Below are 13,151 nucleotides of genomic sequence, written 5' to 3' on the forward strand. Positions count from 1 at the left end.
CAGAGGACAGGGACTATGCAGAATTTGAAGGTAATGGTGGTGGAGGACGAAGCCACCATGCGGGAACTGCTGCGGGACATGTTGTACCAGGCGGGTGCCACCCGGGTGGTTGAAAGCGAGGACGTTGAGGGCGCCCGTGCGGCCTTTGCCAGCGAGCGCTACGAGATTGTCATGCTTGACCTGGGGCTGCCCGATGGCAATGGTCATGAGCTGATGGAGGAGTTCAAGCGCAGCCAGCCGGACCAGCACATCGTGCTGGTGACCGCTGATGATTCCATCGAGAGTATCCAGAAGGCCATCAGCGCCGGCGCCAATGGGTACGTGGTCAAACCCTATTCCCAGGAAAAGATCCACGACGTGGTCAACAACTACGCCATGGTGCATGGCGGCGAGGCCAACATGATCCAGGGCGGTCTGAAGCGTCGTCACTGACGCTTCCACCGCCCTGGTTCCGGTCAGGCCACCTGGCGGGCGATCCAGGAATTGTATTTGGTGGCGAGGGTGCGGACGTACCGGGCCTCGGCACCGTCCAGTCCGCTCAGCACACCCTTGAAAATCCAGCCACGCTCATACAGCCCCAACACCCGTTGTTCATCGTCGAGGTTGACGCGCTGATTCAGTTTTTTGCAGATGGCGTCCAGCAGCGGCAACTTGTTGGGACGGCGCACCGGGCCCTGGCGTTGGTTCAGGGGCTGGTTGGCAGCACGGGAACTCGGTTGTCTTCTCATGGTGTTCTCCTTATCGTTTTGCGGCTGCAAACAGGTGAACCCCGGTGTTCCCGGTCCCGGCCTCCGTAGGCCTGGAGGGGCCAAGGGCACGGCGCCACGGCTGACAAACGGTTGCTTGTCGTTCGTGACGGAACACATTGTGGGGTTCTTAAGCCCGGGGCCAGGACGACCGGGGCCTTATGCGGAGAAGCGGACCCGGTCGCTGCAAGGCTCCCGGGCGAGACCGAAAGCCGTTAGTGAATCACCACCATGGCGCGCGCCACTGGCAGAGCATGGCCGTGGCAAGCGTTGACTGGAATCAGAGCTGACAGTGCAGACACCTGGCTGTCTCCCGGTGGTGAGGTTGGCGCTGTGCGCCAAAGCTTATAGGGTTTCGATCAGGGCGCAGTGTATCGCCTGCGGCCGACTTTGCAAATGGGCATTTCTACCCAATCAACCCGCCTTCAGAGCATATCAACCGCGGCATGGCGGGCCTGTTCCGCGGTCTTCGGCAAACCCTTACAGACGCTTGGGCTTGCGATCACCATAATTCGTCCTGTCACGTGTTTTACGTTGTGCAATCCGCGGCGACTCCCCTCCCGGGTGAGTCACCGAATGGATCTCTCCTTTGTAGCGCGGCCAATTGGTCGCGCTTTTTTTTTGCCCCGAAAAAAGTCGTCTGTACCCTCGCCCTGCAACTTGCGGCGCCAACCCTCGGAAACCCCGTAGCGGCTACTGCCTACAGCCAAATGGCCGGATTTTGGCGATAATTTAGCCAGCTATCCAATCCATTGCTATCCAGAGGTTGAAACCTAAGAAAATGTCTGGCGAATCCAGATCTGCCCGCAAGTTCCACTCCGATCTTTTCGTAGAAATCGTTTTGCTGGTCGCGCTCGCGGCTTACCTGATCCTGGCCCAGAACCAGGGTGTGGGGGATGATCTGACCTTCACGGTTATTGGTGCCGGTCTGATGGCGCTGATTTCCTACTGGACCCTCACCACGGTCCGCGATGGCCTGGAACTGGTGGCCATCAAGATGAAGCGCCTGCACCACTGAAGCGTGCGCCGGGCACCTTCGCCCGGGAATGCCGATCAAGTGACAGTCGCGACCGTCAGGCGCCGTCGGCGTGATTCGCCAGTGGCGCCTGCATCAGACGCCACCAGGTCTCCCGCAGGATAAGGGCGTCGTTGGCGGCACGGTGCACCGGCAGGGCAAGGTGTTCGATCACCTGGTGTCGGGTCTGTGACCACTGATGCACCTGGCTGGAATCCAGCAGCATGGAGACCGACTCCAGCTGGAACGCCGGCAGCACCTTGGCGGCGCGGAACAGTCGGTGCAGCCAGAAGCTGTCAAAGGTCCAGGCATCGCAGTACACCTGCCCGCTGAGCAGCTCGTTGAGCTGCAGCGCCACTTCATGCACGGCGATGCCCTCACGCTCGAGGGTGCTGCGGCTGATGCCGTGGATGCGTTCGGCACTGTCCGACCAGTCGCTCCAGAGCACATGGGGTTGAATCAGCCAGCTGTGCAGGCTGCTGTCTGCCAGGCAAACACCCACTTCTATCGGGTAGCTGGCGATGAGGTCCAGACTGGACGCCTCGAAGTCAATGAATGCCGGGCTGCTATCGGTGGTCATGCCGTTCGAAATTTTTGTTGGTGAGCCGTTTCCAGAGTGTAACCGTCCTGTCAAAGAGACGCGAACCCTATCCTCGCATTCCCTTGTTACAATACCGCCATCACCCACACCGTACCGTGGCCCAGAGTCGTGGTGCGCCAGACGAGGCATTCATGAGCGAGACTGTTGTTGTCATCTACTCCGGCGGGATGGATTCCTTCACCCTGTTGCACAAGGCCCGCGCCCAGGGCTATCAGGTGCACGCCCTGTCGTTCAACTATGGCCAGCGCCACGTGCGGGAGCTGGAGTGCGCCCGTGAGGTGTGTCAGCAGCTCGGGGTGCCGCACCAGGTGATTGATATCCGCTCACTGGGGCCGGTGATGGCCGGGTCGGCCCTGACCAGTGACGTTGACGTGCCGGAGGGACACTACGAGGAGGACTCGATGAAGTCCACTGTGGTGCCCAATCGCAACATGATTCTGCTGTCGCTGGCGACCGGCTACGCGGTGACGGTGGAAGCCCGGGCCGTGTGGTTCGGCGCCCATGGCGGTGACCACGCTATCTACCCGGATTGCCGTCCGGAATTCCTGCAGAAGATGGACGCGGTCTGCCAGGTGGCGAACTACCATCCGGTGGCCATTGAGGCGCCGTTCCTCAAGCATGACAAGGGCGAGATTCTGGCGGAAGGGCTGGCGCTGGGGCTGGACTACAGCCAGACCTGGACCTGCTACAACGGTCGCGATCAGGCCTGCGGCCGCTGCGGCTCCTGTGTTGAGCGGCTGGAGGCGTTTGCCGCCCACGATATCCGTGATCCGCTGCCGTACGAGACCGGTCCGTCATGTACCGGGTAAAGGAAGCGTTCTACACCCTGCAGGGGGAAGGCGCCCAGGCGGGCCGGGCCGCGGTGTTCTGCCGCTTCAGCAAATGCAATCTCTGGAATGGACGGGAGAAGGACCGGGCCGGCTCGGTGTGCGATTTTTGCGACACCGACTTTGTCGGTACCGATGGTCAGAATGGTGGCCGTTTTGATACTGCGGCGGTTCTGGCTGAGCACATCCGTCAGCTGTGGCCCGCTGGCCTGGGGCGGCCCTATGTGGTCTGTACCGGCGGTGAGCCGCTGTTGCAACTGGATGCGTCACTGATTGATGCCTTCCATGCTGCCGGTTTCGAGGTGGGTGTGGAAACCAACGGCACCCTGCCGGCGCCGGCGGGTATCGACTGGCTGTGCGTCAGTCCCAAGGCCGATGCCGAGGTGGTGATCACCCGCTGCAATGAGCTGAAACTGGTGTATCCGCAGCCGCTGGCGTTGCCGGAACGGTTTGCGGCGATGGACGCGGACCACTTCTTCCTGTCGCCGATGGCGTCTCCGGCGGTTCCCGACGACGGCGATGACCCGATCAAACGCAGCAACACCCGCCGGGCAACGGATTACTGCCTGGCAAACCCGCAATGGCGTCTGACCCTGCAGATGCACAAGATCGTGGGCATCGATTAGCGGCGATCGTTAAAGGTCTCCCTACAGGCTGACAGCCCGACGTTCCAGCGCTGGCGCCGGCACCTGTGCCGGCTCCGCAGCGTCCTGTTTCTGTTGGTTGCGGTACTGGCTGGGGCTGACGCCGGTCCAGCGCTTGAAGGCCCGGGTGAAGTTGGCGGCATCGGCATAGCCCAGGGCATCGGCGATCTGGCTCAGGTTCATGGCGGTGTTTTCCAGCAGTTCCCCGGCCCGTTGCAGTCTCACCTCATCCACCAGTTGCTGGAAGCTGCAGCTCTCCTCCTTGAGACGCCGTTTCAGGGTCCGTTCGGAGACGAACAGGGTACTGGCGACCTGTGCCAGCTTTGGCGGGAATGGGTGGCTGGTCTCGATGACACGCCGTACCCGGCAGCCGAAGCCGGCTTCCTCGGTCAGCTGTTGCAGGGCCTCTTCGCATTGGGCGCGGGAGGTGGCGGCCAGCTGCTCGTCGCTGAAACGGATGGGCGCATCGAGGGCGGATCGCGGCAGCACGAAGGCATCTTCCCGGCACTGATAGTTCACCGGTGCGGCAATCTGCTGGCGGAAACGCTGGAAGTACGCCGGCTCATTGCCCTGGCGACGGATCTCCGCGCCTTGCAGCGGTGACCCCAGCAACTGAGTGCCCATGGTGACGCAGCCAAACAGCATGGCGTCGAGGATAAAGCCCTGCAGCGGTCCCAGGTCGATATCGCACACCAGCCGGAAAACCACCCGATCCCCTTCCTGCTTATGATGAACCCGCAGATGCGGTGCCCGTAGCATCAGGTAGCGGCTGACCAGGTCCAGCGCCTCCCCCAGGTTGCCACTGCTCATCACCGCGGTGCCGAGAGCGCCGTGCAGCGGCAGTTTCATCTCCTGGGCCAGCATGATGCCCAGGCCGGGCTCACCACTTTCGATGATCGCCCGGGTGACAAACTCGCTGGCCTGGGATTGGCTGACCCGCAACTCCGTGGATTGCAGTCGCGCAGGGTCCAGCCCCACTCGCAGCAGCAGTGCCTGGTCATCGACGTTGAGCCGATGAAGCAGTTCCGCCAGCAGGTGCAGGTAGATCGCTGGCAGGCCGAGGTCCTGGGCCTGGGATGGTGAGGCTCGCATGTCTGTTTCCTCGTAGGTGCTGTTCTTATTGTGGTGGTGGCAATCGACTTCGATTATGACCGCATTGGTACCCCTGCCCCATGACTGCGCTGACGGGTCAATGGGATATGGGGGCCAATTCATGACGTGGTGTCATATTTCTTTAACGGCTGGATGCCGCCTCCACCTGCTCCACCAGCGCGCGCGCGGAGCGGCCGGGCACTTCCAGCATGGGCAGGTGGCCCACGCCCCGAAACAGACGGATATCCGCCGCTGGGATGGTACGCCGGAAATAGTCGACACAGCGGGTTGGGGTGATGGTGTCTTTGTCTCCCCACTGCACCTGGAGCGGCATGGGTCGGCGACCCAGGTAACGCATCGGGGCCAGGGCATCAGCGAGCATGTCGTTGAAAATATGCCGATGAGCGTGCTGCCGCCGGAGCAGGTCCGGACCCAGCAGCGCGGCAGTGGCCAGGGCGCCGGGATGGGGACGGCCACTGCCGACGGCGTTGAACATGCGATACACCGCGCCCAGCGAGGCTGGAATCAGTACCCGGTCACGATCCGATTCGAACGGCGCCTCCGGATCGACCCCTTCGTGCTCGGGAATGCCGGCACTGTTGAGCAGGGTCAGCGAGGCGGGTGCCGGTTCCAGGCGGTGGGCCAGGATGCTGGCTATGGCGCCGCCCATGGAACTGCCGACCAGGTGCGTCGGGCCGACGTCCAGGTCGGTCAGCCAGTTTCGCAGGCGGCTGGCCTGGATTTCATAGCGATAGCTGGCCCTGGCGTGGTAGTCGCTTTCACCAAACCCCGGCAGGTCTGGAATCAGCAGATGCCAGTGTCGCGGTAACAGAGTCAGCCACAGACTCCAGTTCTCCTTCATCGCCGCAAAACCATGGAGCACCACCACGGTGGGTCGCCCCGGGCCCGGCCGGCCGCGTTCAAGCCACACCAGACGGTGGCCATCCACCAGGGTTTGCCGGCGACGGCAGGGTTGTAGCCAGCGATGGCCGGTCCGGGCCAGGGGCCAGAGGTCGGGAAGGGTCAGGGTCACAGCAGGGCCTCACTCATTGGTTACCTGCTGGCAGTGTACCGGGCAGAAACCGACAGGCGTTGGCTGTCGGGGCAGAACAAGGTGGCGCCAGCGGTCAGTCGAAAGCGGCGAAAGGGGTTCCCAGATCGATGACAACCGGGTCGTGGTCGGACGATCGCCAGGGCTTGCTGGTGGCCACCAAGTCGCCAAAACGGGGATGCTGGTAGCCCAGCAGCGATGGTTCATCGGCGTTGATCGCCCAGGTTCGGGCGGCCTGGACGTGGGGCAGCAGGGTCTGGTCGGCCAGACCGTAGTCGAGGGTGCCGAGGCGGCCGCGGAACCGATAGCTGTAGCGCCAGCCGGATTGGTCCGGCGGGTTGAGCAGATCCCGGTAACCGGCGTTGGCGAGCCGGTCCAGCGGTGTTTCCCGTGCATAACTGTTGAGATCCCCGAGGATCAGGGTGCCGGTGCCGGGCGTCGCCTCTGTAAGCGCCTCTACCAGCTGCTCGGCTTGCCGGTTTCGCCGTGCGGCGTAGCAGCCCTGGCCATCGTCCTGATCCTGATTGGCGCCCCTGGCCCGGCCGCAGCCCTTGGACTTGAAATGGGTGACAACTAGCCGAATCGGTGGGAGTCCGCTTGAGCGTCGGCCGTTGATGGGCAGAAAGGTTTGCACCAGCGCTGGCCGACTCCCCGCCAGATCGACCGCCATCGGCGCGTCAACCACGTCAACCCGGTCGCCCCGATACAGCAGTCCGACCCGTATGGCGTCGTGACCATCGTCCGGGGAGCGCACGAAGCGCCACTGTGCGCCCAGTGCCCGGGCCAGCAAAGCCGGTGCGCTGGCAGGCCCGTAGCCATCGCTGGCCAGTTCGGTCAGTGCCAGCACGTCGGGCGCCAGGGCCTGGATGGTGCTGACCAGGCGTTGTTGCTGGCGCTGCCATTGCTGGGCGCTGGTGGCGCCCCGGCTGTTTTCCCGGGGCTGGCCCGTCGCTGCAAGGTACGGGAAGTAGTTGCCCAGGTTGAATGCCACGACCCTGAGCTGATGGCCCTCCGGTGGCGCTGGCGGTGCTGGTCTGGGGGCTGTTGGCCGAAAGATGGGTGGTCGTTCAGGGTGCAGGCGCCAGTGATCAAAACGGTAGTCGAGCACACCGGCGAGTTGCTCTACCGTGGTGCCGGCACGCAGGGTCTGTTGCTCGCTGAAGCCGCCGGCTGGGTAGGACAAGGGCTGGGGATGACGCTGCAGGCGGCCGTCATCCAGCAGCAGCCGCTGGCGTTGTTGCTGCCGGAACAGTGCCTGGGCCTGGGGGCCGGGCGGCAGGATCTGGGTGGGTACAGGTTGGCGTTCAGGCGCCAGGGTCAGGGTGCCATAGCGGGCAAGATCGTACTGGTCGATCACCACCAGCGGCGATTCCAGCCGCACCCGCATACCTTCCAGGGCCTCGGCGCCGTCGGCTGGGGGCCAGGCAATGGTGGTGGCGGTGGGCAGAGGGGCCGGGCCGCAGTCCAGCCGTTGTTGCACTCGGGTCAGCTCGGTCAGGCCATGGTACTCCCGCACCTGGCCTGTCAGCCGCAGCCGACGTCCTGGCGCTGACAGCGGCGTACGGCTGTGAACAAACAGGGCTTCCGAGGTGGCTGGTTCATCGTCCCGCTGGTGGTCGGCGGATTGCAGGAATGCGCCCTGCAGTTCGCCGGCGTCGGTGGCGCTGTAGGTAATAACGCCTTCCACCGTGACCCGTTGACCAACGTAGGGGGATTGTTCTGCCGCGCCCTGAATCTGGTGGATCGCCAGCGCGGGCTCACCACAGGAGTCTGCCCAGGCTGGCAGTTGGAGGACGGCCAATAGCCAGGCCAGTAACCAGCTGCACACCAGCCACTGGGACCGGGCGCGATAGCTTGGCCTGGTTCTGATTCTCAGGCTTCCGCCAGTGCCCGGGGCTGGGCGGTGGCTTCCTGAGGTGCGGCTGCCTCGGTCTGGCTGATCAGCTCCAGCTCGCCCGTCTCGGCGGCGTCACTTAGGCCGGCCTGACGCAGCAAGTGAGGCGCCAGTGCCGCACGGGTGGTCAGTTCCAGGCGCTGGTCGGTCATGCCGTAGTCGTGGGCGATCAGGTCGCGCTGGTGGTGGTTGAGGCGCTGGCTGGGCTGGAACACCAGGGTAACCAGCTGCTGCCAGTCTTCATCCAGGTGGTGACCGTGCCGGGCCCGTTCGCTCAGCAGCGTCAGCGGCTGGCGGAAACGGCTGAGGCGAAAATCGCGGAATTGCTCGCTGTTGTGACACCAGCCCCGGACGTACCAGCGGTCGAGCCCGCAGATCAGAGTATGGGGTTCCAGCAGGCACTGCTCGGCGTCGGCACTGTCCATGGACAGATACTGGGCGCGGAGCTTGCGACCCTGGCGGATGGCAGCAATGACCGTGCGCGCCAGGGTTGGCTCTGCGAGACGGCGGGGGAATCGCAGGATACGGCTGTTGGGCAAACCGATATCCAGGGTTTCGAAGGTCTGGCTCAGCACCTCGTTACGGCGGATCAGATCGAAGTATTCCTCGGCCTCGCCCTGAGTCACGACCGGCCGGAAATTTTCAGCAGGCACATAACCTTTCAGATGGCGGTCGTATTCCAGGTTGCCGGGCGCCAGCTCGCGCAGGTAGGTATTGATGTCCTTGGAAGCCTGCTGGCGGCCAATGCCGAATCCATGGCAGATATGGTTAGTGGTCAAACGACCTTCCCAAAGTGCGATGATCTCAATGAGGCGGTAGCGCAACAGCAGATCCCATCGAATGGGCCACTCCGTTTTTTTCATGTCGCTTGGCTCTTTGACTGGGCTTGGCTCTTAGGCTGGGTGGGGGCCGGAGTTGGGTTCAACCCCGTGGACGGTGGTGCTCGTGCGGAAATCACCCAGCTTTTCTGGTGTTCTTTCTGGTATCTCGATCCCTGAGTACCGAATCATGGTAACAGTAATGCCAGTCGCTCGTGTGTTACGTCACCTTAATGTAAAATATTGTGAACTGCCCGTCTGGCGCGGCTTGTGGCGTGGTTGGGTTGGTCATTTTGAGTGCGTTCCAGTGTGTTTGCTTTCGGTTTTCCCTGATGCGTTTGGTCCTCACTCTTCTATCCTCTAATGGATCATTAGCTTACTATTAGCGATCCGATTTTTTTGGGCTCGGAATGTCCGGAGCGTCTGAACGAGTTACCCGTCCCTGGCCCACCCGCCCGTTCAACGACTCCCTGATCTTGCTTTATGGAGTACGAGATTATGAAAGACCAGTTTCCGTTTGCCGTGGCCCGCGTGACCCGACGCTGGCGCAAGCTGCTGGATGAGCGACTCAAGGATCTGGGCGTCACCCAGGCTCGCTGGACCACCATGGTGTATCTGCAAAAAGGTGGTGAGGGCCTGACCCAGCGCGAATTGGCGGGATTGATGGCGATTGAGAACCCCACCCTGGTGCGCCTGCTGGACAGCCTGGAAGAGCAGAACCTGATCGAGCGCCGTCCCTGTCAGCACGACCGTCGCGCCCGTCGCCTGTTCCTCACAGAAGACGGTGAGCGCTTCATGGATGACCTCAACGAGCGTGCGGTGGAGTTGCGCGATCAGATGCTCGAAGGCGTCACTGACGACGAAGTTGAGTGCGCCCTGAAGGTGTTCCAGAAGATCATGGTGAACGCCGAACGTCAGAAGTAATGCCCACCCGGGCCGGAGGCCAGCCCTGAGTCGCAATTCCGTTGACGATCTGAAGGCCCGTTATGGCGATCGCTGGCGCTGGCTGGCGGTACTGACGGTGATGCTGGGCACCATGGCAACGGTGCTCAGCGCCACTGTGGTGAATGTCGCGCTGCCAGATATCATGGCGGAGTTCGGCATCCGCCAGGGCAAGGCCCACTGGCTGGCGACCGGTTTCATCGCCGCCATGACCACCACCATGCTGGCGTCCGCCTGGCTGTTGGACCATTTCGGTATTCGCAAGACCCTGGGTTGCGCCATGGCGATGTTCTCGCTGGTGTCGATTCTCGGTGGCTTCAGTCCCGATGCCAATACCCTGATTCTTGCCCGGGTCGCCCAGGGCGCCATGGCTGGCCTGATGCAGCCGATGGCCATGTACCTGATCTTCCGTATTTTCCCCAGGGAACGCCGGGGTCAGGCCATGGGGATCTACGGCATGGGCGTGATCCTTGCCCCGGCCCTGGGGCCGGTGCTTGGGGGCTTCCTGGTGGATCAGTTGCACTGGCGCTATGTGATGTTCGCCCCGGCCCCGGTTACCCTGCTGGGCGTTGTCATGACCTGGCGCTTCCTGCCCCGGCCGGTTACCCGACCTCAACCCTACCGCTTTGACCTGCCGGGACTGGTGCTGCTGGGCATCACCATCGCCTCCAGTCTGGATGCCCTGAACCGGCTGCAGCAGCTGACGGGCCAGCAGGGCCTGATTGCGGCCGAAGCTGCCCTGGCACTGCTGACGTTGTCGGCGTTTGTGGTGCGTGAACGTCGTGCCCGCCATCCCCTGCTGAACATAACCCTGCTGCGGCGGCCGGCGTTTCTCTATGCCAACATTGGTGCCCTGGCTTTGGGGCTGTCGCTGTTCGGTTCCACCTACCTGATCCCGCTGTTCGTGCAGAGTGCACTGTCGTTCTCCGCCACCGAAGCCGGACTGCTGATGCTGCCGGCGGGGATTGCCCTGGGCATCACCTTCCCCATTTCGGGCCGATTGGCGGACCATTACAGTGCCCGCAGCCTGATTTTGGTGGGCATTGGGTTGTTCTCACTGTCGGCGGTGCTGTTCGCCCTGTCTGATCTGGCTTTGGGGTTCTTCTGGTTGGCACTGTGGGCGGTGCTGGGTCGGATTGGCCTGGGGTTCATGCTGCCGGCGCTCTCCACCGGTGCGTTGAATCCGCTGGCGGTGGAGGAGCTGGGTGCCGGCTCCAGCATCGTCAATTTTACCCGTCAGCTTGGCGGTGCCTACGGCATCAACGCCGTGGCCCTGACCCTGGAATACGGTGATCATACCGGTGGCCTGCCCACCATTGAGGCCTTTCATACTGCCTGGTGGCTGGTAGCGACCTGTGTCGCCCTGGCGGTGCTGCCGGTGTGGCGGATGCGGACCTGAACCCGACCGCTGACTCGCACGGCCATGCGTTGAATCCGCGGTTATGGCTGGGTATACTGTCGCCACTCTCGGGGGAGTAGCCTTCGCCAGCAAGTGCGAACCGACCGGTTTCGCAATCGCTTTGTCTGGCGGGTGATGGTCAACACACTTGGAGCTCATCTCCATGGCCATCGCGTCCCACCGTCAGAAGATGCCTGACGGGGATTGGCAAGACCTGGGACAGGACCATCTCCCATGGGCGGAGGATGGCTCTGTCTCATGTCTGAAATCCGCCCTGGAGCCTTATCTGTATGGATGCCTTCCTAGCTTCTTCCCTGGCGGTTTTTATCGCCGAAATCGGTGACAAGACCCAGCTGCTGTCGCTGTTCCTGGTCAGCCGTTTTGCCAATCGCAGCGCCATTGTCCTTGGCATTCTGGTGGCGACCCTGCTGAATCACGCCCTGTCGGCCTGGTTGGGGGCCTGGGTTGCCAGTCTGCTGCCCGCGGCCTGGCTGCCGTGGATTCTGGTTGGGAGCTTTGTGGCCATTGCCGCCTGGCTGCTGATCCCGGACAAAGACGACAGCGATGACTCCGGATTCCTCGGGCTGGGGGCGTTTGCCGCGACCACGGTGCTGTTCTTCCTGGCCGAGATCGGTGACAAGACCCAGGTGGCGACGGTGGTGCTGGCGGCCCGCTATACCGAGACCCTGTGGGTGATCGTCGGCACCACGGTGGGGATGCTTGCGGCCAACGTACCGGTTATCATGGCAGGAAAATGGTTGATGGACCGCCTGCCCCTGGCAACGGCCCGCATCGGCGCCAGCGTACTGTTCCTGTTGCTGGCCGTGGTCACGGTATGGACCACCCTGCGAGGCTGAGCGCTTGGCTGGTAACGCCCATTAAAAGACTGAACAGGAAGCCAGGGACCGGTTCCGACTTTGCAGAAAGCCCAGGAAGTACCCTATGGCAAAACGACATCTCTGGTTCGCCGCCTGGCTGGTGGCGTTGCTTGCCCCGGCCTCCGTCCTGGCTGACGACGCGCCAGCCGTCGGTGACGCCAGCGCGGACGTGGAAGCGGCAGACGCCGACAGCGACCCGGAGCGTCCGCGGGTTCCGGTCTGGCGACCGCAGGGTGATCTGCTCGGCGATCTGGGAATGATGACCACCCGCTACGAAGACACCTTCGCGGCCCTTGGTACCCGGCTGGGTCTGGGGTATCTGGAACTGGTCAAGGCCAACCCGGAGGTCGACCCCTGGCTGCCCGGGGATGGCACGGCCATTACTCTGCCCCGGCGTTATGTCTTGCCGGAAGGACGACGGCAAGGCCTGGTGGTGAACCTGGCGGAATACCGGCTCTACCATTTCCGCGATGACGGTGTGGCGGTCTACCCAGTGGGTGTGGGTACCGAAGAGAATCCTTCTCCGGTGACCGATGCCCGGGTCACCATGCGACTGGAATCCCCGGCCTGGTATCCGCCCAAGAGTATTCGGGCGGAATACGAGGCGGCCGGCGAGTTTCTGCCGCGGATGATCCCGCCCGGCCCGGAAAACCCCCTGGGCAGTCACGCCCTGCTGCTCAGCGAAGCCGGCTACCTGATTCACGGTACCAACAAGCGCTTCGGCGTTGGCATGCAGGTCAGTCATGGCTGTTTCCGGATGTACAATCAGGACATCGCCACCCTGGCCCGCGAAGTGGCCGATGGCACCACCGTGCAGGTGGTGGATCAACCGGTGAAAGTGGGTTTCAATGGCGATGAAGTATGGCTGGAAGTCCATCGCCCCACTGAAAACTACCGCGACAGCGACCGGGAGCGGCTGTGGCAGCAGGTGTCTGATCGCCTGGAGCAGCTGCGCCAGAGCGTGCCGGGTGTTGAGATCCAGCGCCATCAGGTCGAGCTGGCCGTGCAGAAAGGCGATGGTATCCCAAGAATGGTTGGCGAGCGCCTGCCGCAACTGGCCTCCGGCGAAGACAGCGGGCGGACAGACTCCGTGACACCCTCACCAGAAGCTGCCTCCCCGGCAGCCGAGCCATCCCCTCCCGTCCAGCAGTTGTGGTTCTGATTCCGGAACTTCGTCGCCAGTTCTCAGGTCACAGCCCCGCAGGCCCGTTATGATCAGCGAGGGTGCCAAGCCTGTGCGATCT

General features: G+C 63.0%; 14 protein-coding genes. 8 read left to right on the forward strand and 6 right to left on the reverse strand.

The features are described from left to right. Positions 1-15: 15 nt before the first annotated feature. Positions 16-432: a response regulator gene (locus MLD24_RS12720; RefSeq protein ID WP_248166920.1), complete on the forward strand. Its 417-nt coding sequence runs from the start codon at positions 16-18 to the stop codon at positions 430-432. A 23-nt stretch (positions 433-455) separates the two neighbouring features. On the opposite strand, the gene MLD24_RS12725 is transcribed toward MLD24_RS12720, so the two are convergent. After that, positions 456-728, reverse strand: a complete 273-nt coding sequence (locus MLD24_RS12725; protein ID WP_227172900.1) for a hypothetical protein — start codon at positions 726-728, stop codon at positions 456-458. An 859-nt stretch (positions 729-1,587) separates the two neighbouring features. On the opposite strand from MLD24_RS12725, the gene MLD24_RS12730 reads away from it, so the two are divergent. After that, the gene (locus MLD24_RS12730; protein WP_227172899.1) at positions 1,588-1,764 is read left to right on the forward strand and encodes a hypothetical protein; all 177 of its coding nucleotides are present in this window, start codon (positions 1,588-1,590) and stop codon (positions 1,762-1,764) included. Between the two features lie 55 nt (positions 1,765-1,819). Here the strand turns inward: MLD24_RS12730 and MLD24_RS12735 are convergent, their stop codons facing one another. After that, positions 1,820-2,341 carry a 3'-5' exonuclease gene (locus tag MLD24_RS12735; RefSeq protein WP_227172898.1) on the reverse strand — a complete coding sequence of 174 codons (522 nt, stop codon included), beginning with the start codon at positions 2,339-2,341 and terminating at the stop codon, positions 1,820-1,822. Positions 2,342-2,493: 152 nt separating this feature from the next. Here MLD24_RS12735 and queC point away from each other — a divergent pair, with 152 nt between their 5' ends. Together queC and queE are read left to right on the forward strand one after the other, a co-directional pair. Further along, on the forward strand, positions 2,494-3,171 hold the full coding sequence (gene queC, locus MLD24_RS12740; protein WP_248166921.1) for a 7-cyano-7-deazaguanine synthase QueC: 678 nt from the start codon (positions 2,494-2,496) through the stop codon (positions 3,169-3,171). Further along, on the forward strand, positions 3,159-3,815 hold the full coding sequence (gene queE / locus MLD24_RS12745; protein ID WP_248166922.1) for a 7-carboxy-7-deazaguanine synthase: 657 nt from the start codon (positions 3,159-3,161) through the stop codon (positions 3,813-3,815). Before queC ends, queE begins: the two co-directional genes overlap by 13 nt. A 21-nt stretch (positions 3,816-3,836) precedes the next feature. Here the strand turns inward: queE and MLD24_RS12750 are convergent, their stop codons facing one another. The 4 genes from MLD24_RS12750 to MLD24_RS12765 all read right to left on the reverse strand — a co-directional run bounded on the left by MLD24_RS12750 (position 3,837) and on the right by MLD24_RS12765 (position 8,733). Continuing rightward, positions 3,837-4,925, reverse strand: a complete 1,089-nt coding sequence (locus MLD24_RS12750; protein WP_248166923.1) for an AraC family transcriptional regulator — start codon at positions 4,923-4,925, stop codon at positions 3,837-3,839. 142 nt (positions 4,926-5,067) lie between these two features. Further along, entirely contained in the window at positions 5,068-5,958 is an 891-nt protein-coding gene (locus MLD24_RS12755) for an alpha/beta fold hydrolase (protein WP_248166924.1), read from the reverse strand. Positions 5,959-6,052: 94 nt separating this feature from the next. Further along, positions 6,053-7,777, reverse strand: coding sequence for an ExeM/NucH family extracellular endonuclease (locus MLD24_RS12760; RefSeq protein ID WP_248166926.1), 1,725 nt, complete (start codon positions 7,775-7,777; stop codon positions 6,053-6,055). A 71-nt stretch (positions 7,778-7,848) separates the two neighbouring features. Continuing rightward, positions 7,849-8,733, reverse strand: coding sequence for a helix-turn-helix transcriptional regulator (locus MLD24_RS12765; RefSeq protein WP_227172892.1), 885 nt, complete (start codon positions 8,731-8,733; stop codon positions 7,849-7,851). A gap of 453 nt (positions 8,734-9,186) precedes the next feature. On the opposite strand from MLD24_RS12765, the gene MLD24_RS12770 reads away from it, so the two are divergent. The 4 genes from MLD24_RS12770 to MLD24_RS12785 all read left to right on the forward strand — a co-directional run bounded on the left by MLD24_RS12770 (position 9,187) and on the right by MLD24_RS12785 (position 13,069). After that, complete coding sequence (locus MLD24_RS12770; RefSeq protein WP_227172891.1) at positions 9,187-9,612, forward strand: MarR family transcriptional regulator; 426 nt, start codon at positions 9,187-9,189, stop codon at positions 9,610-9,612. Between the two features lie 25 nt (positions 9,613-9,637). Continuing rightward, a complete protein-coding gene (locus MLD24_RS12775) occupies positions 9,638-11,029 on the forward strand; it encodes an MDR family MFS transporter (RefSeq protein ID WP_248166952.1) in 1,392 nt (463 codons plus the stop codon). Between the two features lie 290 nt (positions 11,030-11,319). Then, complete coding sequence (locus MLD24_RS12780) at positions 11,320-11,886, forward strand: TMEM165/GDT1 family protein (protein WP_227172890.1); 567 nt, start codon at positions 11,320-11,322, stop codon at positions 11,884-11,886. Positions 11,887-11,971: 85 nt separating this feature from the next. Continuing rightward, positions 11,972-13,069 (forward strand): L,D-transpeptidase family protein, encoded by a 1,098-nt coding sequence (locus MLD24_RS12785; protein ID WP_248166928.1) that lies wholly within the window; start codon positions 11,972-11,974, stop codon positions 13,067-13,069. Positions 13,070-13,151 lie beyond the last annotated feature (82 nt).

The organism is Marinobacter xestospongiae (assembly GCF_023156385.1).
Classification (GTDB): domain Bacteria; phylum Pseudomonadota; class Gammaproteobacteria; order Pseudomonadales; family Oleiphilaceae; genus Marinobacter; species Marinobacter xestospongiae.